This window comes from Hamadaea sp. (assembly GCF_013362815.1).
Classification (GTDB): domain Bacteria; phylum Actinomycetota; class Actinomycetes; order Mycobacteriales; family Micromonosporaceae; genus Hamadaea.
Genome location: NZ_JABFVK010000073.1, coordinates 1 through 23,868, shown reverse-complemented (window position 1 = coordinate 23,868; position 23,868 = coordinate 1). Strand labels below are relative to the sequence as shown.

Here is a 23,868-nt window from a genome sequence, read left to right as displayed (position 1 = left end):
AGATCCGGCAGTACTTCAAGAAGGAGCGCCGGGACGAGGCGATCGAGCAGGGCAAGGAGCAGCTCAACCGGGCACTTCGCCGAGAGGGCCTGCCGCTGAAGCGGATGCTGACCGCCGAAGCCCTGATGGCGATCGCCCGTGAGCTGAACCTGCCGGACGTCGCGTCGCTGTACGCCGCCGTCGGCGAGAGCCAGGTCTCGGCTCAGTCCATTGTGGCGCGGCTGGTCACCTCCTACGGCGGTGAAGAGGGCTCGATCGAGGACATGGCCGAACAGGCTGTGCCCACCCGCCCGTCGCGTACGCGGCAGTCCAGTCAGGACCCGGGCGTGGTGGTGGTCGGCGTCAGCGACGTCTGGATCAAGCTGGCCCGCTGTTGCACCCCGGTGCCCGGCGACGACGTGTTCGGCTTCGTGACGCGGTCGGGCGGGGTTTCGGTGCACCGCAACGACTGCGCCAACGCCGAAGACCTGCAGGCCCAGCCGGAACGGATCGTCCAGGTCACCTGGAAGCCCCGGGCCGGGTCGACGTTCCTGGTCGCGATCCAGGTCGAGGCGCTGGACCGGCAGCGGCTGCTCGCCGACGTCACCAAGGCGCTGTCGGAGGAGCGGGTCAACATCCTGTCCGCCGTCGTCACGACCACCCGCGACCGGGTGGCGGTCAGCCGGTTCAGCTTCGAGATGGCCGACCCCAAGCACCTGGGGCACCTGCTCAACGCCGTCCGCAAGGTCGACGGGGTGTTCGACGCGTACCGGGTCACCTCGGGCGCCTGATCCGCGCAGCGAAGGCACCTGATCCGCGCAGCGAAGGCGCCTGATCCGCGCAGCGAAGGCACTTGAGAGACCAGCACAGCGAAAAGGCCGCCCTCCCTGAGGAGAGCGGCCTTTTCGGTGAGCGTCAGGAACCCTGGACCGCACCGACCGTCGCCGAGGTGATCTTCACTTCGAGCTTCGGCTTGCCGTCGCCGGCCGCCGTCTTGCCGTCCTCGCCGACCGCGCCGGCCTTGATCACCTTGTCCAGCACGTCGAGGCCGGTGACGATCTTGCCGAGCACGGTGTAGTCGGCCGTCAGACCTTGCGTGGTCTGCCCGTCCGACAGCGGGATGTCCGCGTCGACCAGGAAGAACTGGCTGCCGGTCGAGCTCGGGCTCTGCGTCTTCGCCATGGCGACGACACCCCGCTCGTACGCCGGGTTCTGGCCGGTCGGCAGGTTCTCCTCGGCGTACTTGAAGGTCGGCCCGCCGGAGCCGGTGGCGCTGGGGTCGCCGCACTGCAGGATCTTGAAGCCCTCGGTCACCATCCGGTGGCACTTGGTGTTGTCGTAGAACTTCATCCCGGTCAGGTACGCGATCGCGGCCGAGGTGCAGGGCGCGTTCGTCACGTCCATCTCGATCTCGATCTTGCCCTGGGTGGTGTTCAGCGTGAGCAGCTGCTTGCCCGCCTTCGGGACGTCGGTGGCCGGGGTGCCGACGTTCTTCAGGTTCGGGTTCGACGCGGTGTCGGTGTCGGGCAGCCACTGGCAGCCCGACGGCGCCGCAGCCGGAGTGTCCGACTTCTTGTCCTTGCCCAGCAGGGTCACACCCAGCCAGGTGCCACCGCCGATGAGGATCAGCACGGCCAGACCCGCTCCGATGTACGCGTTGCGCTGACGGCGCTTGCGCGCCCCTTCGGCGCGGCTCGTCATCTCGCGCTCCAGCCGAGCGCGGGCCGCCGCGCGCTGGCGCTCCCTCGTGGACGTCATGGGACTTTCCTCCGTGCGGGTCGGGTGGTTGTCGCTGGTAAGAAGGCTAGCTGGCGGACGCGGACGGCGACGCCGAGCCGGTCGGCGTGACCGATCCGGTCGGCGCAGCGGAGCCGGTGGGCTCGGTGGTCGGCTGGGTGTCGGCCACCGTCAACGTCTGGATCTTGACTTCGGTCTTGGGCTTCACGTCGGCGCCGGAGTCGTTGGCGACGGTCCCGGCCTTGGCGATCGTCTCGATCACGTTCAGCCCGGAGCTCACCTGGCCGACCACGGAGTAGTTGTGCACCGCGGAGTCGACCGTCGAGTCCTTGTAGAAGATCCGGAACTGGCTGCCGCTGACGGCCGGCTCCATCACGACGGTCCCGGCCTTGTAGAAGCGCAGGGAGGCGGGTGCGGCAGACGCGCTGGCGGACGCGGACGGGGCCACGCTCGCGGTGGCGTCCGGCGCGGGTTGCTCGGAGAAGAAGGTGTACGCCACGCCGCCGTTGCCGGTGCCGGACGGGTCGCCGCAGGCGAGGGCGTAACCCTCGGCGTCGGTGTGGGTCAACGCGTGGCAGTCGGTGCCGTTGAAGAAGTTCTGGTCCGCGAGGTACCGCAGGCTGGCCGAGCCGCAGGTCGCCCCGGCCCGGTCGAGCGTGGCGGTGACGGTGCCCGTGCCGAGCGCCATGGTCAGGTTCGCGGTGCCGGTGTCGGGCAGCCCGGAGGTCGTCGGCGTGCCCTTGTCAGCCAACGCGGTGTTGGCCGAGGTGTCCTGCTTGGTCCACTCGCACTGGGTCTGTGCGGCGGGCGTCTTGTCCTTGTCGAACGCGCCCAGCAACCACGCTGCTCCGACGCCGGCGAGGATGACGGCGAGACCCACGGCGACACCGGCCCGGACCTGACGACCGCGCCGCTGGGACTCAGCTTGGCGGGCGAGCTGCCGGTTCAGTTTGGCGCGGGCCAGTTTCCGCGCACGGGTCTTGCTGGAAGCCACGAGAGCTCCCCTCCCTGTCTCTACGCCGTACATTCGGGGTGGAACATTTCAGGATGAATCAGCGGTTTCGTACCGGAGTGTGCCACGCCACGTCCCGCACAGTCCGTGCGAGTGTACGGAAAGTCGCTGTGTCGTGCCAGATAGGCTCTGGACAAACGGCTGAGCGTAGAGGGGTGGGGTCAGTGCTCGTCGCGGGTTTCCCGTCGGACGTCTTCGGCACGAACTGCTACGTCGTGGCTCCGGGACCGGGCGAGGAGTGCCTCGTCATCGACCCGGGCATCGGCGTGATCGACCGGCTGGACGACGTGCTCGCCGAGCATCGGCTGCGCCCGGTGGCGGTTCTGCTGACCCACGGGCACCTCGACCACACCTTCTCCGTGACCCCGGTCTGCGGCGCCAAGGGCGTGCCGGCGTACGTGCATCCCGACGACCGCTACATGCTCAAGGATCCGGGCAAGGCCCTGAGTTCGATGGACGTGAACAAGCTGCTCGGCGGCCTCCAGTGGAGCGAACCCGACGATGTGGCCGAACTGGCCGACGGCCGGCTGCTGACGATCGCCGGCCTGGAGATCACCGTCGACCATGCGCCGGGCCATACCGGCGGGTCGGTGATGTTCCGGAGCCACAGCGCTGAGGAACCCGTGTGTTTCAGCGGGGACGTCCTGTTCGCGGGCTCGATCGGGCGCACCGACCTGCCGGGCGGCAGCATGACGGAGATGTGGGCGAGCCTGCGGGACAAGGTCCTGCCGCTCGACGACGCCACCGTCGTCCTGCCCGGCCACGGCCCCGCCACGACCATCGGCCGCGAGCGCGCCACCAATCCCTACTTGCGGGATGCCGGTCTGCGTCGGCCCCCGCTCGATCCGGCGTCAGCCGGGAGGACGGCGGGCCGACCCGATGGGCTCAGCGCGCCGAAGCGCGGCTTCTAAGACTTTCGACAGGAGCTTTGCGAGAAATGAGCAAAATCACGCCGCTGTCCGGCTTTCCCGAGTGGTCGCCGGCCAACCGAGTCGTCGAGCAGTACTTCCTGGATCGCATCCGCCGGGTGTTCGAGCTGCACGGCTTCGCCTCGATCGAGACGCGCGCGGTCGAGCCGCTGGACACGTTGCTGAGCAAGGGGGAGACCTCCAAGGAGGTCTACCTGCTGCGCCGTCTGCAGGCCGAGGCAGACGAGCCGCGTGGCGCCAGTGACGCCCAGCTCGGGCTGCACTTCGACCTGACTGTGCCGTTCGCCCGCTATGTGCTGGAAAACGCGGGCAAGCTCCAGTTCCCGTTCCGGCGCTACCAGATCCAGAAAGTCTGGCGAGGCGAGCGGCCGCAGGAGGGCCGGTATCGCGAGTTCTATCAGTGCGACATCGACATCGTCGACCGGGACACCCTGCCGGCCCACTTCGAGGCCGAGATCCCGCTGGTCATCGGGGACGTCTTCGCCGAGCTGCCGCTGCCCAAGGCGACCATCCAGGTGAACAACCGCAAGATCCTGGAGGGCTTCTACCGGGGCCTCGGCCTGACCGACCCGATGGAGACGATGCGGATCGTCGACAAGCTCGACAAGATCGGGCCGAAGGGCGTACTGGCGGAGCTGGTCGCCGGGGGCGTGAGCGAGGCGCAGGCGAAAGCCTGCCTCGCGCTGGCCGAGATCTCCGCCGAGGACGGCTCATTCGCCGAGGAGGTGGCCAAACTCGGGGTCACCGATCCGCTGCTCGACGAGGGTCTCGCCGAACTCGTCGCGGTCGTCGAGACGGCGGGTGCGCACTCTCCCGGCCTGTGCCGGGCGGAGCTGAAGATCGCCCGTGGTCTCGATTACTACACCGGCACGGTCTACGAGACGCAGCTGGCCGGTTACGAGCGGTTCGGCTCGGTCTGCTCCGGCGGCCGCTACGACAACCTGGCCAGTTCCGGCGACGACCGCTACCCGGGAGTCGGCATCTCCATCGGACTTTCCCGACTGCTGGGTGTCCTATTCGGACAGAATGCCCTGACCGCTTCCCGTGGCGTACCGACATGCGTCTTGATCGCATTGACGGCTGAGGAGGACCGGGCCGCGGCCATGCGGACCGCGGCCTCGCTGCGGGCCCGCGGCATCTCGGTCGAGGTCTCGCCGTCCGCCGCCAAGTTCGGCAAGCAGATCCGGTACGCCGAACGCCGCGGTATTCCGTTCGTCTGGTTCAGCGGCCCGGACGGCGACTCGGTGAAGGACATCCGGTCCGGAGATCAGGTGGCGGCCGACGCGATGACCTGGAACCCGCCGGTGGCCGATCTCCGTCCGACGGTTTCCGGACCGATCGTATGACGAGACCCCACTTACAATAAAGAAACCTAAAGATTAGTCTGCGTTGCATGGCAGACCAGGTTCGAATCTGGGCGGACGGGGTGCTTCAACCCGGGTTCGTCGGTGTGACGCCGCCGGAGTGGCTGAGGCGGCGGCTGGACGAGGGACTCGGCGGTGTCGCGTTGTTCGGGCGCAACATCGTCGACCTCGACCAGCTCGCCGCCCTCAGCGCCGCGTTGCGCGCACACAATCCCGCCGTAGTGATCGCCCTCGACGAGGAGTCCGGCGACGTCACGCGGATCGAGATCGGCAGTGGCAGCACCCGCCCGGGCAATCACGCGCTCGGTGCGGCCGACGACCCGGCGTTGACCGCGGCCGTCGCCGCCGACATCGGCGACCAGCTCGCCGCGGCGGGGATCACGCTGAACTACGCGCCGACCGCCGACGTCAACAACAACCCGGACAACCCGGTGATCGGCGTACGCTCGTTCGGCGCTGACCCCGACCTGGTCTCCCGGCACACCGCCGCGTGGGTACGCGGACTGCAGTCCAGCGGCGTAGCGGCGTGCGCCAAGCACTTTCCCGGGCACGGGGACACCGATGTGGACTCCCACCACGGCCTGCCGATCGTGCACGCTGACCGCGAGCGGCTGGCTCGCCTGGAACTGGCCCCCTTTCGGGCCGCGATCGAGGCCGGTACGCAGTCCATCATGACGGCGCACGTCCTCCTCCCGGCCCTGGACCCGGCGGTTCCGGCCACCCTGAGCGCGCCGGTGATGGACCTGCTCCGCACCGAGCTGGGCTTCACCGGACTCGTCGTCACCGACGGCATCGAGATGGCTCCGATCAAGGCGCAGTACGGGCTGGCCGGGGCCGTCGTGCGTGCGATCGCGGCCGGTGTCGACGCCGTCTGCGTAGGGGGCGAGACCTCCGACGAGGCGACCGCGATCCTGCTACGCGACGCACTCGTGCAGGCCGTGCACGACGGAACGCTGACCGAGGAACGGCTGGCCGAGGCGGCCCGCCGAGTGGCTGCGCTCGCCGCTTGGTCGGCGACGCACGCGACTGCGCGTCAGGAAGCCGCCGACCGATGGCACGCGGGCGGCGGCCGCCCGGGGCTGGAGGCTGCGCGCCGCGCCGTACGCACGTGGAAGACCCCCACGGCGGAGCCGCTGATGAAACCGGCCCACGTCGTGGAGTTCACCACCTCGGTCAACCTCGCCGTGGACGCCGCGACCCCGTGGGGCGTCGGGGGTCCGCTCGCCGAGATCCTTCCGGGGACCACAGTGGAGCGTCTCGACGCGGCGGCCGCCCGCAACGGCGGTCTCCCGGCGGCGTTGCGTACGGCGTCGGGCCGCCCGCTCGTGCTGGTCGTACGCGACGCCCATCGCCACGACTGGCTGTCGACCGCACTGCGTACGGCGCTGGCCGAGCGGCCGGACGCCTATGTCGTCGAGATGGGAGTGCCGGGCGGGGAACCGGTCGGCTCGATGCACGTCGCCACCTTCGGCTCCGCCCCGGTGTGTGGGCGGGCGGCGGCCGAGGTGCTCACCGGCGCCCGCTGACCCTGGCCGCGGATTCGGCGGCTGACCCCCTGCGGATCACGGTTACGCATGCCTCGGAGGCCCGGGGAGGCATGCGCAACCGTGATCTGCACCTAACGCGGGAGGCTGAGCGTCACCCGAGCGCCGCCGAGGTCGCTGCGAGCGACGGCGAGCGAGCCTCCGGCGAGCGTCGCCACCCGGCGTACGATGTCCAGCCCCAACCCGGTCGATCCGGCCCCGCTGGCTCCCCGCCGAAGCGCCGAGGGCACGTCTGCGATGCCGTCCCCGGCGTCGTCCACCACCAGCCCGGCCGGGCCGACGGTCAGGCGGAACGCCGTGCCCTGCGGCGTGTGCTGGAAGACGTTGCCGATCAAGGCGTCCACCGCGCCGATCAGGTCGGCGGCGGGCACCTCGACGTACACCGGTGTCTCGCCGCCGACGACCTCCCACGGGCGGCCGTGGTCTTCGGCCAGCACCGCCCAGAAGGCCAGCCGGTCTGCCACCACCTCGACGAGGTCGGCCGCCTGCTCGGCGCGTTCGGTGACCGGCGTACGCGCGGCGGCGATGATCGCGTCGATCTCGCTGTCCAGCGCCTCGATCGCCGCTCGCATCCGCCCCCGGGCCGGCCCGTCCGGCAGCGAGTCGGCGTCCAGTCGCAACGCGGTCAACGGCGTACGCAGTCGATGCGACAAGTCGGCGGCCAGTTCCCGTTCGGCGTCCACGTGTTCGGCGGCCGCCTCCACATAGCGCAGGCCCAGCCGTCGCCCCAGGTACGCCGCCCCGCCGATCAACATCGCGGCCACCCCGATGATCACTGCGAGCGCCGGGTACGCAGCCGAGCCGGCGAGCCGGACACTCATCACCGCCAGCGGTACGCCGAACGCGAGCGCGCAGGCGGTCGCGACCGCCACGGCCGCCGCGACGAGGGGAGATCTCATGCGCTGTCCACGGGGCCGAAGATCACGCCGACTCCGCGTACCGTCCGCAGCAGGCGCGGTTGCGCCGCCGACTCGCCGAGTTTGCGGCGCAGCCAGGACAGGTGCACGTCGAGCGTCTGATCCGCCCCGACGAACGGCTGCTGCCAGACCTCGGTGAACAGTTCCCGCCGCGTGACCACCCGCTGCGGCCGCCTCGCCAGGTACGCCAGGATGTCGTACTCCTTGCGGGTCAGCACCAGCGGACTGCCGTCCAAAGTGACCTGACGAGTGTCGGGGTCCAGCCGCATCGCGCCGATCTCGATCGCGGGGGTGGCCACCGGATCCGGTGCGTCCCCGGCACGCGTACGCCGTAACACCGCCCCGACCCGGGCGATCAGATGCGCGGCCGAGAACGGCTTGGTCACGTAATCGTCGGCACCCGCGTTGAGCAGCCGGATCGTGTCGAGTTCCCCGCGCCGGGCGGTTGCCACGATCACCGGCACCCGGCTGACCGCCCGGATCATCCGCAGCGCCTGGGCGCCGTCCATGTCGGGCAGTCCGAGGTCGAGGATCACCAGATCGGGGGCGCTCTTCGTGGTCTCGTGCAGGCACTCCAACGCGGTGCCGACCGCGCGGACGGCGTACCCGGCGCTCGTGAGCGCGTCGCTGAGTGCGGCACGAACGGTCGGATCGTCCTCCACGGCGAGCACGAGGGGCATGGAAGCACCTTAATGCGATGCCCTCCGCGCGGAACCGCCGGTGCGTGGCGGCCCCGCGCGGAGGGCGGACTGGGAGGAGTCAGCGCCGGTGGCGGTTACGGTGGGCTCCGGCGTACACCCGGCGCGCGCCGGTCAGCATCAGCCCGCCGAGGAACATCCCGGCGAACGCGCTGAGCGCGATCGGCCCGGCCCGCCAGCCGTCCGGAGTGGACGACGAGGCGGCGGCCAACGACGCGACACCGCAAGGGCTGCTCGACGGCGACGGCTGAGCAGGAGATGGCTGCGCGGGGGAGGGCGACGGAATCGCGGAACGCGACGGCGCCGGTGACCCCGGCGATGACGGGGAAGACCCTGAGAACTGCACGTCGGAGCAGGAGTAGAACGCCTCCGGACTGTCGGAGCGCTGCCATATCGCGTACAAGATGGCTCTGTTGGTGGCGTCGGACGGAAGCGTGACCGGTATCTGGTAGCTGCCACCGGCGAGCGTGGGGTCGGTGATCTTGGTGATCGGTGTGGCGCGGAGGTCCGACCAGGCCAGGGGCTTGGTCGGGGAGTAACCCGGCTTGGTGAGGTACAGCTCGAACGCGCCCTTGTGCGGAGCCGTGGCGGCGAAGCGGAAGGTGTAGCTCTTGCCCGCCACCAGGGCGGTAGCGGGCCAGTCGGCGCGGGCGAGATCGAGCCCGCGGTACTTGTCGCGCCCGGCGCTGCACAACTTGCCGTCCGGGATCAGCTCGCGGTGGCGGCCTGCGGCGGCCGCGATGTTGACCTCCATCCAGTCGTATAGCGGCTGGGTGCCGCCGGCGGCCACGACCGCGCGGCAGACCGGCAGGCTGGGCGACTCGGGGTTGTCCCGGTAGCAGGTGTACGCGCGGCTGACCGGGGTCTGCATGGTGCCGTGGGCCTGTGCGGGCGCGGGCAGCAGCACGGGGACCGCGACGAGGACGCCTGCGAGGGCGAGGAGCTTTCGGGTCATACCCAGCAGCCTCGATGGCGCGACCGGGCCGCGAAAGCCGGCAAAGCCGGAGTTGGGGGCGGCTTGAGGTGGATTTCAGGTTATCGAGTCCCCGGCACAACCGCGGGCCGGCCGGATGGAAGAATGACGAGGCAGCTGTTGAAGCCCGTGAAGGAGTCACCGTGATCCGCACCCACAACGCCGGCACCTTGCGCCCGACGCACGTCGGTGAGGTGGTGACGCTCGCGGGCTGGGTGGCCCGGCGCCGTGATCACGGCGGGGTGACCTTCATCGATCTGCGTGACGACTCCGGCATCGCGCAAATTGTGTTCCGCGACAGTGACCAGGCGCACGCGCTGCGGAACGAGTTCTGTGTCAAGGTGACCGGCACGGTGAGCGCGCGTCCGGCCGGAAACGAGAACCCCGAGCTGCCCACGGGTGCGATCGAGGTGATCGTCAGCGACCTGGAGGTCCTGTCGACCGCCGCGCCGCTGCCGTTCCCGATCGACGACCACGTCGAGGCCAACGACGACATCCGGATCCGGCACCGCTACCTGGACCTGCGGCGTCCCGGCCCGGCCAAGGCGATGAAGCTGCGCTCGCGGGCCAACCAGATCGCCCGGGAGATCCTGCACGCCCGCGACTTCCACGAGATCGAGACGCCGACGCTGACCCGGTCCACTCCAGAGGGCGCGCGCGACTTCCTCGTGCCGGTACGCCTTCAGCCCGGTTCCTGGTACGCGTTGCCGCAGTCCCCGCAGCTGTTCAAGCAGCTGCTGATGGTGGCCGGGATGGAGCGCTACTACCAGATCGCCCGCTGCTACCGCGACGAGGACTTCCGGGCCGACCGCCAGCCCGAGTTCACCCAGCTCGACATCGAGATGTCGTTCGTGACCCAGGACGACGTGATCGAGCTCGCCGAGGCCGTGGTGAAGAACCTGTGGAGCGAGCTCGCCGGGCACGAGATCCCGACGCCGATCCGGCGCATCCCGTTCGGCGAAGCGATGGACCGCTACGGCTCGGACAAGCCCGACCTGCGGTTCGGCAGCGAGCTGACCGATCTCAGCGGCTACTTCACGGGCACCGAGTTCCGGGTGTTCCAGGCGGCGTACGTGGGCGCGGTCGTCATGCCGGGTGGGGCGGCTCAGACGCGCAAGGAACTCGACGGCTGGCAGGACTGGGCCAAGTCGCGGGGGGCCAAGGGCCTGGCGTACCTGCTGTTCGACGCCGAGACCGGTGAGCCGAAGGGCCCGGTCGCGAAGAACCTGTCCGAGGCGCACCTGAACGGGCTGGCCGACGCCGTCGGCGCGAAGCCGGGCGACGCGGTGTTCTTCGGCGCCGGCGAGAAGCGGCGTACGCAGGAACTCCTGGGCGCGGCCCGGCTGGAGATCGGCAAGCGGGCCAACCTGATCGACCCGGACGCCTGGGCGTTCTGCTGGATCGTCGACGCGCCGATGTTCGAGCCGGTGTACGACGACAAAGACGACACCAAGCAGATCGGCTGGACGGCGCTGCACCATCCGTTCACCTCGCCGAACGCCGAGTGGCTCGACAAGTTCGAGGCCGACCCCGAGCACGCTCTGGCCTACGCGTACGACATCGTGTGCAACGGCAACGAGATCGGCGGTGGCTCGATCCGTATCCACCGCAGTGACGTGCAGGAACGCGTGTTCACTTTGCTCGGCATCTCCGAGCAGGAGCAGCGCGACAAGTTCGGCTTCCTGCTCGACGCGTTCGCCTACGGCCCGCCGCCGCACGGCGGCATCGCGCTGGGCTGGGACCGCGTCTGCATGCTGCTCGCCGGCGCGGACTCGATCCGCGAGGTCATCGCGTTCCCCAAGACCGGCAACGGCTACGACCCGCTGACCGGCGCGCCCACCCCGATCACCGCGCAGCAGCGGGCCGAGGCGGGGGTGGACTTCAAGCCGAAGGCGCCGGCCGCGTGAGGCTGCTGGTCATCGGAGCGTCGGGCCATCTCGGAGGCGAGGTGGCCCGTCTCGCACCGGCCGCGGGCTTCGAGGTGGTCGGCACGCACGCCCGGCCTTCGCGGCCTCACGAGCTGCATGATTGGTCCCGGCTCGACGTTCGCGACCCGTTCGCGGTCCACACTCTCGTTCAACTTGTACGCCCAGCGGCGGTGATCAACGCCTGTTACGACCGCGGTTCCTGGAGTGCGATGGCCACGGGCGCGGCGCATGTCGCGACCGCGTCGGCAGCAGTCGGCGCACGGCTGGTCCACATCTCCAGCGACGCTCTGCACGCTGGACGGCCGGAGGCGTACACGGAGGACGACGATCCGACTCCGATCAACGCGTACGGAGCGGCGAAGGCGGCGGCCGAGACGGCGGTCGCGGCGATCGACCCGTCGGCGGCGATGGTGCGTACGTCGTTGATCGTCGGTGACGAGTCGTCGCATCAGACGCGGTTCATCCTCGACCTGGTCAACCGGCGGGCCGAGGGGCGGCTGTTCACCGACGAGATCCGGTGCCCGATCGACGGGAGCGACTTGGCGGCGGCCGTGGTGGAACTGGTCGGCAACGACTACGCCGGGGTGCTCAACGTCGCTGGTCCAGAGGCCGTCACGCGGGCCGAGCTGGGCCGGTTGATCGCCGTCCGGCACGGCCATTCGCGGCGCTCGGTGCCGGTGGGCAAGGCCGCGCGGTCGGGCATGGTCCGCAACCTCGACGTGAAACTCGACTCGTCCCGAGCCGCCGGACTGCTCAAGACGCGCCTCCGCCCGATCTCCGAGGTCCTTTCGCGTTGATCATGAACCCAAGGTCCCATCTGGCGGCGTGTCGCACCCCCTGAGCTCATGATCAACGCAGCGGGTCACCGGTGCTCCATGACGAGCACGGCCCAGGTGCCCGGCTCCAGCGCTTCGTAGCCGTGGTCGGCGTCGCCCGGGAACGACGCATAGTCGCCGGGGCCAAGGTCGACCAGGTTCCCTTCCGGCCCGGTACGCAGCCGCCCGCCGCAGACCACCATGTGTTCGACGGTTCCGGGAATGTGCGCCTCGGCGTGCCGTTCCGCGCCTGGCTCGACGTGCAGTACGTAGATGTCCCTGGTCACGTGCCGGGGGCCGGAGCTGAGCAGGGTGCCGGTGAAGTCGGCCTGGCTGCTCGGGTACGCCACCCCCTCACCCCGCCGCACGACGCGTACGCCGGTGGGGCCCGGTTCGATGAGACGGCTGAACGGCACCTCCAGGGCGACGGCCAAGGACCAGAGCGTCTCCACACTCGGGTTGCCCTGCCCGGCCTCCAGCTGGGAGAGCGTCGACTTGGCGACTCCCGCCCGTTTGGCGACCTCGCTCAGGCTGAGACCGAGGCGGTCCCGTTCGCGCCGGAGCGCGGCGGCGATGACGTCGAGCGGCGGCCCGTCGGTCATGTTCGCTCCATAAGTCGTAACGTTCGATTTGACGAACGACGGTTGCGTGTTCGATATTCTAAACATGCGTACGCCAGATCGAACGCCCCTCGATCGCGGCCTGGTCCGGGACGCGCTCGCGATCGGGGCGGCCGCCGCCATGATCGGCATCTCCTTCGGCGCGATCAGCGTCGCCCAGGGCATGCCGGTGTGGCTGCCCACCGCCATGTCCCTGCTGATCTTCGCGGGCGGCTCGCAGTTCCTCGCCGTCGGCATGCTCGCCGCGGGGAACCCGGTCGCCGCCATCCTCGGCGGCCTGCTGGTCAACGTCCGGCACCTACCGTTCGGCTTGGCCGTCGGCAGCGCGCTCGGCGACCGGCTGCCGTTCAAGCTCCTCGGCGCGCACGTGCTCATCGACGAGAACACGGCGTTCGCCCTCGCGCAGGACGACGAGCACCGACGACGCCAGGCGTACTGGCTGGTCGGCGGGATTCTCTTCGTGACCTGGAACGTCGGCGTGGCGGCCGGAGTCGTCGTCGGCGGAGCGGTCGGCGACCCGGCGACCTACGGGCTGGACGCCGCCTTCCCGGCCGGACTGCTCGCCCTGATCCTGCCCGCGATGCGCGATCGCACGACCCGGACGTGCGCCGCGATCGGGGCGGTCATCGCCGTCGCGGCGACTCCGCTGCTCCCGGCCGGGCTGCCGGTGCTCGTCGCGCTGCTCGGCGTCGCGGCGGGCGTCGTCCGGCGCTTCTCGCTCCGGGGGGTGGCGGAATGAAGTACATCGTCGTCCTTCTCGCTCTCGCCGCCGGGACGTACGCCATCCGCCTGGCCGGCGTCCTGCTCCGCGGCCGCCTCACGCTCCCGGACTGGCTGGACGACCTGCTGCCGGTGGCGGCGACGACGCTGCTCGCCGCGTTGGTGGCGACCGCCGTGTTCACCGACGCCGGGCACCTCGCCCTCGGGGTCGCACGACCGGCTGGAGTCGGTGTCGGCGCGCTCCTGGCTTGGCGGCGTATGCCGTTCGCCGTCGTCGTGGTGGCTGCCGCCGCCGTCGCTGCGCTCCTTCGGCTCGCCGGCCTCCCCTGACGCCCGCCGGCCTCGCCTGACGCCCGCCGGCCCCGCCTGACGCCCGCCGGCCCCGCCTGACGCCCGTTGGCTGCGGATCACGGTCACGCAGGCCAAAACCGGGCGGGGAAGCATGCGTAACCGTGATCTGCAGCTGTCGGAAGCAGGACGGCGGTGGGCGGGGCGGCGCCCGGCGGCAGTCGCCACGAGTTACCGTGCGCGGTGTGGAGACTGACATTCTCATCGTGGTGACCACGACGGACTCCGCGGACGCCGCGCATGAACTCGCCCGGTCCGCGGTCGGCGCGCGGCTGGCGGCGTGCGCGCAGGTACAGGGGCCGATCACCAGCGTGTACTGGTGGAACGGCGGGATGGACGAGGCCCGAGAGTGGCGCGTCGAGTTCAAGACGACCGCCGAACGGGGTCCGGAGCTCAGCGATCATCTCCGGGGTATGCACAGCTACGACGTCCCGGAGATCGTCTGCCTGCCCGTGGTCGACGGCGCAGTGTCCTATCTCGCCTGGGTACGCGACTCGACCCGCCCCGCGAAGTAACCCAGCAGGCGCCGGAGACATAGTGGACGGCTCCGGGTCTGCATGCGGCCCGGAGCCGTAACAGAAATGGTAACCCTCAATACGTAGCGTGGTCCATAGGGCGCGGCCTGCCATGAATGACAGATAGTCACGCCGTTCGCGCCCCGATCATGGGCGGGTGGACCGCCAAGAATGTCGGAAGCCGACGATCATGGGCGGGTCAGGCGTACATCAGGTGCAGGAGCATGCCCTGCTCGGCGTGGGCCAGATTGTGGCAGTGGTTGGCCCACATTCCGGGATTGTCCGCCTTGAACGTCACCTCCCACACTTCGCCGGGGCGTACGTCGAAGGAGTCGAGCCACAGCGGGCTCCCGGTCGCCGCCTTTCCGTTGCGGGACAACACAAGCACGTGATGACCGTGCAGGTGCCACGGATGCACCACCAGGGACCGGTTCACGATCGTGAACTTGACCGTGTCGCCCAGATGGACGATCTGCGGCGGGATGTCGGGGTCGGCCGCGCCGTTGACGGTGTGGGCGTACCGGGGGAGCAGTCCGTGCAGGTCGAGGCCGCGGTCGAGGACCAGGGTGAAGTCCTTGTCGTAGTGAGTCCAGGGTGGAGCGGCCGCAGTGCCGTAGCCGAGCGGATCCAAGACCGGCCAGGAGGTGGAGGAAGTAGAAGCAGCGCCGGTGGAGTAGACGACGCGGTTGTCGACCGACAGGGCGATCGGTGTCGCCGGCGCGGTGAACACCAGGTCATAGCGCCCGCCCGCCGGAATCGAGATCGCCGTGTCGGTCAGTGGCGTGGCCCCGGCCAGGTCCATGCCGTCGATCGCGGCCACCTGGAACGGCGTACCGGCGAGGGCGTAGCGGTGGGTGGCGCTGTCGGTGTTGATCAGGCGCAACCGCACCGGACTGCCTTCCGGGACCGTTTCCTGCACCGGCTCGGGCAACGAGACGCTCGAAAGCGTGTGTGCCGCGATCACCCGGTCCACACCGGACGGTGGCGCTGGGCGTACCACCAGCACGCCGTAGAGGCCCATCCGCACGCCGACGTCCGACACGGAATGCGTGTGGTACCAATAGGTTCCGGCTTGATCGGCGCGGAAACGATAGACGAACTCCTGTCCCGGGAGCACCGCGTCCTGCGTAATGCCCGGCACGCCGTCCTGACTGTTCGGCACGTCGTAGCCGTGCCAGTGCAACGTCACGCCCCGCGTGATGTCCTTGTTGCGCAGCGTCACCTCCAGCACGTCACCGACGGTCGCGCTCAGCTCCGGCCCGGGCACCTGCCCGTCGAACGCCCACGCCGCGACCCGCTGCCCACTCACGGTCACCGTCGCGGTCGCGGCCGTCAACACATAACGCTTTGTCGGCTCGCCCACGCTTGGTGCGGCTTGCTGTCCATGCCGATGTGATACGCCGGGAGCAGCGCTCGGCGCGGCGGCCAACCCGGTGCCGGCCACCAACGCTACGACCGCGACGGCAAGCGTCGTCCGTGAGACCGCCCGGGACGGACGCGGACCGAGAAGACGCCAGGAGACCGCGGTCGCAGCGACGACCCCCGCGACCGCCAGCAGTCCCGCGCCTGCCGACACCGGGTACCCGTGCAGGACCGTCACAAGCAATGCACTGCTGTCGGCGTACCCGGCGAAAAGGAGAGCGACGGCGGCGGACCGGATGTCGCCCCGAGCCCGGAGCAGCCGCCAGCCGGCGACGACCACGGCCGTGAGCGAGAGCGGAGCCGCGATGAGGAGCTTCTCCGCCGCGAACCACCAGCCCGCCCGCGCGAGCAGGGTGACCGTGACTGCGCGTGCCACGGTCGCGAGCACCGCGAACGCCGCGAGGCCGAGCGCGACCGGACGCCGCCGGGCGGCTGCAGCAGCACCGCTGCCGAGCCACCCGGCGGCCGCCAGGACCGCGATGAGGAAGTCGATCGCGATGACGGAACCGGTGCTCATGCTTGCACCGGCTGGCCGAGCTTCTGCGCCCCGCGCATCACGCCGACCACGAAATGGACCATGATGATCGCGTTGATGGCGTGCAGCGCGCCGACGATCAGGCCGACCGTGCTGGTCGCGCCGCCGTCGTCGGTCAGGCCGTTGGCGATCCCGGCGAGGATCGGCTGCAAGACGACCAGGCCGAGTGGCAGGATCGCCATCCCGATGAGCTTGCCGGGCGCCTTCGCCAACGCGGCGAACAACGTCATGAGCAGGATGAGCAGCGGAATCACGACCGAACCGTTGATCCGATGCAGGCTGTACGCGCTGTCGCCGGCCGGTTTGGTGAACGCCCCGACGGCAGCGAACGCGAACTGCAAAGCGAACACGGCGAGCAGTACGCCGCTGGTGACGAGAAGGGCCTTGCGCATGGTGATCTCCTTCAGATGAGCGCGGCGTTCGCCGCGGTCGCGACATGATCGGTGGCCGTGATCGCGCCGTACGCGACGAGACGCACCAGGTCGGCGTCGGCCGGATGGGACAGCCGCCAGAGGGCGACGTCGCCCTGGCTGACGGCGCTCGGCGCGAACGCCGCGAGCAGGGCGATCCGCGCGCCGACCCGGTCGAGCGCGGGCAGGTCGCGGACCTGGTCGACGGCCCAGTCGGCGGGGTGCGCGGGGTGGATGCCGTCCTCGGCCGCGACGACGGCTCGGATGTGCGCCCGCGCTTTTTCGCTGAGCAAGCCGTCCACGTTGGACGCTGTCCGGAACAGCTCCGCGTACGCTTCTTCGATGGGTTTGCGCGGCGGCTTGTGCTCGCGGGCGACCTTTGCGTACAACCGGCCCCCGACGTTGCGGACCATCGACGAGCGCTGTAAACCGGCCGGAAGCAGATCGGGTGCCAGCAGCGAGGACACCATCCGGTTGATGAAGTGGAAGGCGACGACCGTGCCGACCAGTTCGGCGGCATGGCCGTCGTGGTGCCAGCGTGCGGTGACCGGGTTGCGGCTGGCCTGGGCCCACGTCACCAGATCGGCCTTGGCCGCGGGCGGTTCGTCTCGCGCGGCCGCCTCGGCCAGGTCGTGCTCGCCGAGCGCGTGCAGCAGCATGACGTGCGCGTGGACGCAGAATCGGCACCGATTCGCCTGCGAGACCGCGGTGGCGGTGAGCTCGCGGTCGACCCGGGAGCCGTCGCCGGCCAGGAGCGCCTCCCGCATCAACGACCAGGTGGCCGACATCAGCTCGGGCACTGCCGACAGCACCTGAAAGGTGGGTACCGGCCCGAGGAACTCGTCCCGCAGCTGCCGGTAGACCTCGGCTGCTTCGCCCGTGGCGGACCGGGCGGGCGGAGGAGTGAAGAAGCGGTAACTCATGACCATGATGCTTGTCTCGGCGTACGCCGAAAGCGTCGTGCGGCCGCAGGCACTTGACGGGCCGCGGATACCGCGTTCGCAGTACGCGTGATCTACGGCAAACGCAGGACGATTCGGGGCCGCGACCGTTCTAGAGTGCGGTTATGCCCTTCGCCATCGGTGGTCTCGTGATCGCGGCCGTGCTACTCGGGAACGCGTTCCTCGTGCCGGAAGCCGGAGACGTCGGCCTACTCGAAGTCGCGCTCGCGCTGGTGACCGCGGCGGCGCTGGCCGTATGCCGCAAGTACCCCGTGGTCGCGATGGCGGTGGTCACCGCTGCGATGCTCGCCTTCCACGTACGCGTCCACGCCGGGGTCTCGGCCTCGTTCGCCGTCCTCGGCACCGTCTACGTCGCCGGGTGGGCGGGTTACCGCATCTCGGCCGCCCTCGCCAGCGTCGTGTTCCTGACCGGCTTCCTCGCGTACGACATCTCGACGTCGAGCGGCGGGCTTCCGCAGCAAGTCGGTGAGCGTACGTCGTTGCTGCTCGGCTGGTTCGTCGCGGCCAACATCGCCGGGCTCATCGCGCGGCAGCGTCAGGCGTACCTGGCCCAGGTCGAGCAGCGGGCCCTGGAGGCCGAACGCACCCGTGAGGAGATGGCGCTGCGCCGGGCCGGTGAAGAGCGCCTTCGCATAGCCCGCGACCTGCACGACTCGCTGACCCACAGCATCTCCGTGATCAAGGTGCAGGCCGGCATCGCGGTGCACCTGGCTCGCAAGCACGGCGAAGAACCGCCGCCCGCACTGCTGGCCATCCAGGAGGCGAGCGCGGACGCGATGCGGGAACTACGCGCCACCCTCGGCGTCCTGCGTACGTCTGATATGGACAGTGCTGGCCTGGATCGGTTGCCTGAACTGCTGGAACGGACTCGGTCGCTGGGCGTGCCCGTCACGGTGGAGATCTCCGGCGAACCGCGTACGCTGCCCGCCGAGATCGATCAGGCGGCGTACCGGGTCGTGCAGGAGGGGCTGACCAACGTCGCCAAGCACGCCGGATCCGCTGCCGCCTCGGTCGCGGTCTCGTATCAGGGTGCGGAGGTCGTGGTTTCGGTGATCGACGACGGGCCTCTGGTGGAGCAGCCCGTCACTCCCGGCGTCGGACTACGCGGTATGCGGGAGCGGGTCACCGGGCTCGGTGGGACGCTTTCCGCTGGTCCCGCCGGATCGGGCGGCTTCGCCGTCCTCGCCCGGCTCCCTCTCTCGGTCGCCTCATGACCCCCCATGATCGTCGGCTTCCGACATTCTTGGCGGCCCGACGTTCCATGATCGTCGGCTTCCGACATTCGTGGGCCTTTTCGTGCACTGATCGTCGGCATCCGACGATCTTGCGCCGGTCGTCGCGACGGGAAACTCCATGATCAACGTGCTCCTCGCCGACGACCAAGCGCTTATGCGCGCCGGATTCCGGGCGTTGCTGGAGGCTGAGGACGATCTCGAGGTCGTCGGAGAAGCTGCGGACGGCGCGGCGGCCGTCGCGGAGGCGATCCGGCTCCGGCCCGACGTCGTCCTCATGGACGTCCAGATGCCCGGGCTCGACGGGATCGAAGCCACCCGGCGGATCGCCGCCGACCCGCAGCTGAGCGGCGTACGGGTGCTCATTCTGACCAACTATGGGCTGGACGCCTACGTCTTCGCCGCCCTGCGCGCCGGCGCGAGCGGGTTCCTGCTCAAAGACTCCGACCCGGCTGAACTGCTACAAGCCATCGCGGTGGTGTCCCGGGGCGATGCGCTCCTGGCTCCGGCGGTCACGCGTACGCTGATCAGCGAGTTCGTCGCAGGGCCGCCCGGAGCTGACCCGACGGCCGGGCGCGAGGTGCTGACCGCCCGCGAACAGGAGATCGTCGAACTCGTCGCCCGGGGACTGTCCAACGACGAGATCGCCGAACGGATGGTCATCAGCCCGTTGACCGCGAAGACCCACGTCAACCGCGCGATGATGAAGCTCCACTGCCGGGATCGGGCGCAGCTCGTCGTGTGGGCGTACGAGTCGGGGCTCATCACGCCGCGCCGGCGCTGAGCGCCTTTGCGGCCGCTTCCGCCCGCTTGGGTGCTCGGGTGCTTGGGTCTCGCGGCGGGATCGGGTGCTCGGGTGTTTGGGTTTCGCGTTATCCGGGATAACGTCCCCTCGTTGCGCCGGAAGACCGCTTTATCCCGGGATAACGCAGGAGAGCGCGCGCTTCACCGCATAAGACCGCATAAGTCAGCGCGTTGAGACCGCGCGTTGAGACCGCGCGTTGAGATCCGCGTCCAGGGAGCGCGTGCGGGGGCTTGCGAATGCGTGTAGGGAGCGTTTACCAAGCGTGTGCGAGTCGGGGCTCATCGTGCCGCGTCGCCGCTGACCGGTCGATGCGACGGATCGGTCAGGTGCCGGCCGATCGGTCAGGCGTCGGCGTTGAGGTAGGTCAGTACGGCGAGGACTCGCCGGTTGGTGTCGTCGGCCGGTGGCAGGTCGAGCTTGGCGAAGATGTTGCCGACGTGTTTGCCGACCGCGGCCTCAGTGACGACTAGGCGCTTGGCGATGGCCGCGTTCGAATGGCCTTCGGCCAGCAGCCCGAGGACTTCCCGTTCGCGGGGCGACAGCCGCGACAGCGGGTCGCGATGACGTTGCAGCAGTTGGCGGACGACCTCCGGGTCCACCACGGTGCCCCCGGAAGCGATCTGGTGCAGCGTCGCCGCGAACTCCTCGACGTCGACGATGCGGTCCTTGAGCAGGTAACCGACGCCTCGCCCGGCACCGGACTCGAGCAGCTCGGCGGCGAACGAGTGCTGGACATATTGGCTGAGGACGGCGACCGCCGGAGCCGGGTGCCGCCGCCGCAGTTCCAGCGCGGCGCGCAGACCTTCGTCGGTGTGGCTAGGTGGCATGCGGATGTCGGTGACGACGAGGTCGGGCTGTTCGGCGGCGTACGCGGCCAGCAGCGAGGGCGCATCGCCGACGGCGGCTGCGACGGTGAAGCCGAAGCGGGCGAGCAGGCCGGACAGCCCTTCCCGGAGCAGTACGCCGTCCTCGGCGAGGACGACCCGGACACGGGACGGCTCGACGAGATCGGAGTCGGTCAGCCGCATGGCATCTCCGCCTTGAGCACGGTGGGCCCGCCGGGCGGGCTCGAGAGGAAGGTGGTGCCGCCGATCGCGCCCACCCGATCGGCAAGCCCGGTCAGGCCGCTGCCTACGACGGGATCGGCTCCACCGACGCCGTCATCGGTGACGACGAGCGTCAGCTGTCCATTGCGGACGGTCGCTTCAACGGCGGCCTGGCTCGCCTCGGCGTGCTTGGCGACGTTGGCCAGCGCCTCGGCGGCGACGAAGTACGCCGTCGTCTCGACCTGCGCCGGCAACCGCTCGGGCACGGTGGCGTCGACGCGTACGCCGATCGGTGAGCGGTCGGCGAGTTCCCGCAGAGCGGCGGGCAGACCTCGGTCGGTGAGGATCTGCGGCCGGATGCCCTGGATGAGATCCCGCAGTTCGCCCATGAGTTGCTTGGCCTGTTCGTGGGCGGCCGCCACCGCCTGCCCGGCCGGTGACTCGGGTGGCAGATCGTGCCGAGCCAAGCCCAGTTGGAGGGTCAGCCCGATCAGCCGTTGCTGCGCCCCATCGTGGAGATCGCGTTCGATGCGGCGCCGTTCGGCCTCGAAGGCGTCGGCCAGCCGGGATCGGGAGCGGGCGATCTCCACGAGCTGGTCCCGGGAGTCGCCGCCGAGCAGCGCGCCGGCCAGTGCCACGTGACCGTCGGCGAGGATCAGCAATAGGTACGCCGTGACGGGCAGCAGCAGGATTCCGGCGACGGTGTAGGGGAGGGCGCCGGCGGCGCTGCTCACCTCGCCGAAGCCGAGCGACACGGGCTGCTCCTCGGCCAGTAGCGGCGCGGCGATCCACAGCAGGGCCAGGAGCACGGACATCGAAGCGAGTAGGTAGAGCGCGGGCAGGACGGTGACCAGGAGGATCGCATACGCGAACTCCCGCCACGCCACCGGATCGAGCCACGGCGGCCGAGCCGGGCCGGACCGAGGCGAAGGGACCGGCCGGGGATCGGCGAGCCGCAGCCGCCACCGCTCGACCGCCGCGACCGGGCGGGCGATCAGCGGCCCGAATCCGGCGACGAGCAGCAGGCCGACGAGGCCCAGCAGCACGATCCGGGCGAAGGACGACCGGCCCACCTCGGTCAGGAGCATGAGCCACGGCAACCCGAGTACGCCCAACGGCACCGCGACGGTGAGCATCACCGGCGGCGACGAGAGGAGATAGGCCAGCGCACGCGGCCACCAACGCAGCCCGCGCCGGCCGCCAAGCCGAGGCACCTGATCAACGTAGCGCGGACGCGAGATCAGGACAGTAGGTCTAGCCATACCTTGCAGACGCCCCCTGGGCGTAGTGCTTCGAGGCGGTCTCGAATGGTGGGCTGGAGCACGTGCTGGAACTCGACGAGATCACCAAGGTCTACCCCGGCGGCAAGCGGGCCGTCGACCGCCTCACCCTGCGGTTCGGTCCCGGATTGGTCGGCCTGCTCGGCCCCAACGGTGCGGGCAAGTCCACCATGATGCGCATCGCGGCGACGGTCACCCGGCCGACCAGCGGCCGCATCCTGTTTCAGGGGGCGGACGCGACGGCGCGGCCCGAGGCGCTGCGACGGGCGCTCGGCTACCTGCCGCAAGACTTCGGGGTCTACACCCACCTCACCGCGCGAGAGTTCCTGGAATACCTCGCCGCGGTGAAGGGATTGTCGCGGCGGTCGGCACGTGCTCGGATCGACGAGCTGCTGGAGCTGGTGAACCTGACCGAGGCGGCCAAGCGCCCGCTCGGCGGCTACTCGGGTGGCATGCTGCGCCGCATCGGCATCGCTCAGACGCTGCTGGCCGATCCGCAGGTGCTCATCGTGGACGAACCGACGGCCGGTCTCGACCCGGAGGAGCGGATGCGCTTCCGCAATCTGCTCAGCGACCTCGCCGCCGACCGGTTGGTGCTCCTCTCGACGCACATCGTCGGCGACATCGAGGCGATCGCCGGCGAGATCGCGGTGGTCGCCGGAGGACGGCTGCGCTATCGGGGCACCCTCGACGCCCTGCTGAACGCAGCGCGCGGCCGGGTCTGGGAGGTGACCGTCCGGTCCGAACACGTGGCGCACCTGCAGAGCCGGTACGCGGTGAGTCGCGTACTGCGGACCGGTGACGCGATGCAGGTCCGGCTGTTCGCCTTCGAATCGCCGGTCGCCGACGCGCAAGCGGTGACGCCGGAGCTGGAGGACGCGTACCTCGGCCTCGTGGCGGCGAGCCGATGAACGAGCAGGTCGGGGAGCCGCCGAGCGGGCAGTTGAGCGGGCGGGTGGGCGAGCACGTGAGCGGGCGGGTGCACGAGCAGGGCAGCGGGCGGGTGAGCGGGCACGGCGGCGGGCGGGTGGGGGGCCAGGCGAGCCGGCGGGCGGGCACGCGGGTGAGTGGGACGGTGATCGCCGCCCTCGCCCAGGCGGACTTCCGCGAGCGGACACGGCGTCCGGCATACCTGGTCGTGCTGCTCGGTGCCGTCGCGTTGGCTTGGCTGGCGGCGCCCGCCCGGGACGCGCATTGGGTCATCGTCAACGCCGGGGCCTATCGCGGTGTCTATACCAGTGCCTATATCGGTGCGGTGACCGCACTTGCCGGGTCGATGTGGCTCATGATCGGCGGGTTCTTCGCCATCCGGGGATCGGTCACGCGGGACGAGACGACCGGGGTGGGTCAGGTGCTGGCCGCGACGCCGCTCACCGGGCGGGCGTACCTGCTCGGCAAGTTCGTCAGCAACGTCGGGGTGCTGGGTTCGATGACCGGAATCCTCACGGTGTCCGCGCTAGTCCTGCAGCAGATCCGGGGCGAGTCCCGAAGCGTCGACCTCATCGGCTTGGTGCTGCCGTTTCTGCTACTCACCATGCCAATCGTGGCCGTCACGGCGGCGCTGGCCGTGGTCTTCGAAACCATCCGCCCGTTGCGGGGTGGCTTCGGAACCGTGGTGTGGTTCTTCACCGCCTCGATCGGCGCGTTGGCCGGGCAGGGCGGGGCTGCGCCGCTCGGCGGTCTCGGCGCGCAGGCGCTCGCGGAGTCGATGCGGGCCGACCTCACGGCGATCGGCGTACGCGTCACCGAGTTCAGCGTCGGGTTCATGTACCTTGACGAGCCGCTGCGGACCTTCGCCTGGTCCGGATTGCACCTGACCAGTGGATTCGTGTTCGGTCGCGGGGCATTGACCGCGTTGGCGCTCGGCATCGCGGTGATCCCCGCGCTGTGGTTCCACCGGTTCGACACTCTGCCGCAGGCGCGGCGCGGGCGCATCAACGGGCAGCTCGGTTCGGTCGGGCAAGGCGCGGCGGTAGGGCAGGCAGGGGCGGTAGGGCGGGCAGGGGCGGTAGGGCGGGCAGGGGCGGTCGGGCGGGCAGGGGCGGTCGGGCGGGCAGGGGCGGTCGGGCGGGCAGGG

21 protein-coding genes and 3 pseudogenes are annotated in these 23,868 nt (G+C 70.2%); 13 read left to right on the top strand and 11 right to left on the bottom strand.

The window, feature by feature from the left end; all coding sequences use genetic code 11:
• Positions 1 to 770: ACT domain-containing protein (locus HOV77_RS28760; protein ID WP_290867549.1), on the top strand; the 770-nt coding region annotated here is incomplete at its 5' end.
• A gap of 124 nt (positions 771 to 894) precedes the next feature.
• Here the strand turns inward: HOV77_RS28760 and HOV77_RS28755 are convergent.
• On the bottom strand, positions 895 to 1,737 hold the full coding sequence (locus tag HOV77_RS28755) for a peptidylprolyl isomerase (protein ID WP_290867546.1): 843 nt from the start codon (positions 1,735 to 1,737) through the stop codon (positions 895 to 897).
• 46 nt (positions 1,738 to 1,783) lie between these two features.
• Complete coding sequence (locus HOV77_RS28750; protein ID WP_290867544.1) at positions 1,784 to 2,710, bottom strand: peptidylprolyl isomerase; 927 nt, start codon at positions 2,708 to 2,710, stop codon at positions 1,784 to 1,786.
• 182 nt (positions 2,711 to 2,892) lie between these two features.
• On the opposite strand from HOV77_RS28750, the gene HOV77_RS28745 reads away from it, so the two are divergent.
• Genes HOV77_RS28745 through HOV77_RS28735 form a run of 3 tightly spaced genes read left to right on the top strand, consistent with a single transcriptional unit; the run spans position 2,893 to position 6,547 of the window.
• Positions 2,893 to 3,639 carry an MBL fold metallo-hydrolase gene (locus HOV77_RS28745; RefSeq protein WP_290867552.1) on the top strand — a complete coding sequence of 249 codons (747 nt, stop codon included), beginning with the start codon at positions 2,893 to 2,895 and terminating at the stop codon, positions 3,637 to 3,639.
• A 26-nt stretch (positions 3,640 to 3,665) separates the two neighbouring features.
• Positions 3,666 to 5,003, top strand: a complete 1,338-nt coding sequence (hisS, locus tag HOV77_RS28740; RefSeq protein ID WP_290867541.1) for a histidine--tRNA ligase — start codon at positions 3,666 to 3,668, stop codon at positions 5,001 to 5,003.
• A gap of 47 nt (positions 5,004 to 5,050) precedes the next feature.
• On the top strand, positions 5,051 to 6,547 hold the full coding sequence (locus tag HOV77_RS28735) for a glycoside hydrolase family 3 N-terminal domain-containing protein (protein WP_290867538.1): 1,497 nt from the start codon (positions 5,051 to 5,053) through the stop codon (positions 6,545 to 6,547).
• A gap of 92 nt (positions 6,548 to 6,639) precedes the next feature.
• Here the strand turns inward: HOV77_RS28735 and HOV77_RS28730 are convergent.
• From HOV77_RS28730 to HOV77_RS28720, 3 genes and pseudogenes are all read right to left on the bottom strand, one after another.
• Positions 6,640 to 7,338: pseudogene (locus HOV77_RS28730) on the bottom strand (HAMP domain-containing sensor histidine kinase); the annotation flags it as partial.
• Between the two features lie 122 nt (positions 7,339 to 7,460).
• Positions 7,461 to 8,162, bottom strand: a complete 702-nt coding sequence (locus tag HOV77_RS28725) for a response regulator transcription factor (protein WP_290867532.1) — start codon at positions 8,160 to 8,162, stop codon at positions 7,461 to 7,463.
• A gap of 79 nt (positions 8,163 to 8,241) precedes the next feature.
• The gene (locus HOV77_RS28720) at positions 8,242 to 9,135 is read right to left on the bottom strand and encodes a lytic polysaccharide monooxygenase (protein WP_290867529.1); all 894 of its coding nucleotides are present in this window, start codon (positions 9,133 to 9,135) and stop codon (positions 8,242 to 8,244) included.
• Between the two features lie 161 nt (positions 9,136 to 9,296).
• Between HOV77_RS28720 and aspS the strand changes: the two are divergent.
• Positions 9,297 to 11,091 (top strand): annotated as a pseudogene (aspS, locus tag HOV77_RS28715) (aspartate--tRNA ligase); the annotation flags it as partial.
• Complete coding sequence (locus HOV77_RS28710) at positions 11,057 to 11,878, top strand: sugar nucleotide-binding protein (RefSeq protein WP_290867523.1); 822 nt, start codon at positions 11,057 to 11,059, stop codon at positions 11,876 to 11,878. The pseudogene aspS and the gene HOV77_RS28710, both read left to right, overlap by 35 nt.
• Before the next feature lie 65 nt (positions 11,879 to 11,943).
• Here the strand turns inward: HOV77_RS28710 and HOV77_RS28705 are convergent, their stop codons facing one another.
• Positions 11,944 to 12,498: an XRE family transcriptional regulator gene (locus HOV77_RS28705; protein ID WP_290867520.1), complete on the bottom strand. Its 555-nt coding sequence runs from the start codon at positions 12,496 to 12,498 to the stop codon at positions 11,944 to 11,946.
• A gap of 64 nt (positions 12,499 to 12,562) precedes the next feature.
• Between HOV77_RS28705 and HOV77_RS28700 the strand changes: the two genes are divergently transcribed.
• The 3 genes from HOV77_RS28700 (at position 12,563) to cutA (ending at position 14,099) form a co-directional block, all read left to right on the top strand.
• A complete protein-coding gene (locus HOV77_RS28700; protein ID WP_290867518.1) occupies positions 12,563 to 13,255 on the top strand; it encodes an AzlC family ABC transporter permease in 693 nt (230 codons plus the stop codon).
• On the top strand, positions 13,252 to 13,566 hold the full coding sequence (locus HOV77_RS28695) for an AzlD domain-containing protein (protein WP_290867514.1): 315 nt from the start codon (positions 13,252 to 13,254) through the stop codon (positions 13,564 to 13,566). The genes HOV77_RS28700 and HOV77_RS28695 overlap by 4 nt, the downstream gene beginning before the upstream one ends.
• Before the next feature lie 203 nt (positions 13,567 to 13,769).
• The gene (cutA, locus tag HOV77_RS28690) at positions 13,770 to 14,099 is read left to right on the top strand and encodes a divalent-cation tolerance protein CutA (protein WP_290867511.1); all 330 of its coding nucleotides are present in this window, start codon (positions 13,770 to 13,772) and stop codon (positions 14,097 to 14,099) included.
• A 199-nt stretch (positions 14,100 to 14,298) separates the two neighbouring features.
• On the opposite strand, the gene HOV77_RS28685 is transcribed toward cutA, so the two are convergent.
• Genes HOV77_RS28685 through HOV77_RS28675 form a run of 3 tightly spaced genes read right to left on the bottom strand, consistent with a single transcriptional unit; the run spans position 14,299 to position 17,389 of the window.
• Positions 14,299 to 16,038 carry a multicopper oxidase family protein gene (locus HOV77_RS28685; RefSeq protein ID WP_290867508.1) on the bottom strand — a complete coding sequence of 580 codons (1,740 nt, stop codon included), beginning with the start codon at positions 16,036 to 16,038 and terminating at the stop codon, positions 14,299 to 14,301.
• Positions 16,035 to 16,448: a DUF6220 domain-containing protein gene (locus HOV77_RS28680; protein WP_290867505.1), complete on the bottom strand. Its 414-nt coding sequence runs from the start codon at positions 16,446 to 16,448 to the stop codon at positions 16,035 to 16,037. The genes HOV77_RS28685 and HOV77_RS28680 overlap by 4 nt, the downstream gene beginning before the upstream one ends.
• Before the next feature lie 11 nt (positions 16,449 to 16,459).
• Entirely contained in the window at positions 16,460 to 17,389 is a 930-nt protein-coding gene (locus HOV77_RS28675; protein WP_290867502.1) for a carboxymuconolactone decarboxylase family protein, read from the bottom strand.
• A gap of 143 nt (positions 17,390 to 17,532) precedes the next feature.
• Here HOV77_RS28675 and HOV77_RS28670 point away from each other — a divergent pair, with 143 nt between their 5' ends.
• Together HOV77_RS28670 and HOV77_RS28665 are read left to right on the top strand one after the other, a co-directional pair.
• On the top strand, positions 17,533 to 18,642 hold the full coding sequence (locus tag HOV77_RS28670) for a histidine kinase (RefSeq protein WP_290867499.1): 1,110 nt from the start codon (positions 17,533 to 17,535) through the stop codon (positions 18,640 to 18,642).
• 139 nt (positions 18,643 to 18,781) lie between these two features.
• Positions 18,782 to 19,444 (top strand): response regulator transcription factor, encoded by a 663-nt coding sequence (locus HOV77_RS28665; RefSeq protein WP_290867496.1) that lies wholly within the window; start codon positions 18,782 to 18,784, stop codon positions 19,442 to 19,444.
• Positions 19,445 to 19,806: 362 nt separating this feature from the next.
• Here the strand turns inward: HOV77_RS28665 and HOV77_RS28660 are convergent, their stop codons facing one another.
• Together HOV77_RS28660 and HOV77_RS28655 are read right to left on the bottom strand one after the other, a co-directional pair.
• Positions 19,807 to 20,493 carry a response regulator transcription factor gene (locus HOV77_RS28660; RefSeq protein ID WP_290867493.1) on the bottom strand — a complete coding sequence of 229 codons (687 nt, stop codon included), beginning with the start codon at positions 20,491 to 20,493 and terminating at the stop codon, positions 19,807 to 19,809.
• Entirely contained in the window at positions 20,484 to 21,725 is a 1,242-nt protein-coding gene (locus tag HOV77_RS28655; protein WP_290867490.1) for a sensor histidine kinase, read from the bottom strand. Before HOV77_RS28655 ends, HOV77_RS28660 begins: the two co-directional genes overlap by 10 nt.
• Before the next feature lie 110 nt (positions 21,726 to 21,835).
• On the opposite strand from HOV77_RS28655, the gene HOV77_RS28650 reads away from it, so the two are divergent.
• Together HOV77_RS28650 and HOV77_RS28645 are read left to right on the top strand one after the other, a co-directional pair.
• Complete coding sequence (locus tag HOV77_RS28650; protein ID WP_290867487.1) at positions 21,836 to 22,702, top strand: ABC transporter ATP-binding protein; 867 nt, start codon at positions 21,836 to 21,838, stop codon at positions 22,700 to 22,702.
• Positions 22,699 to 23,868: pseudogene (locus tag HOV77_RS28645) on the top strand (hypothetical protein); the annotation flags it as partial. The gene HOV77_RS28650 and the pseudogene HOV77_RS28645, both read left to right, overlap by 4 nt.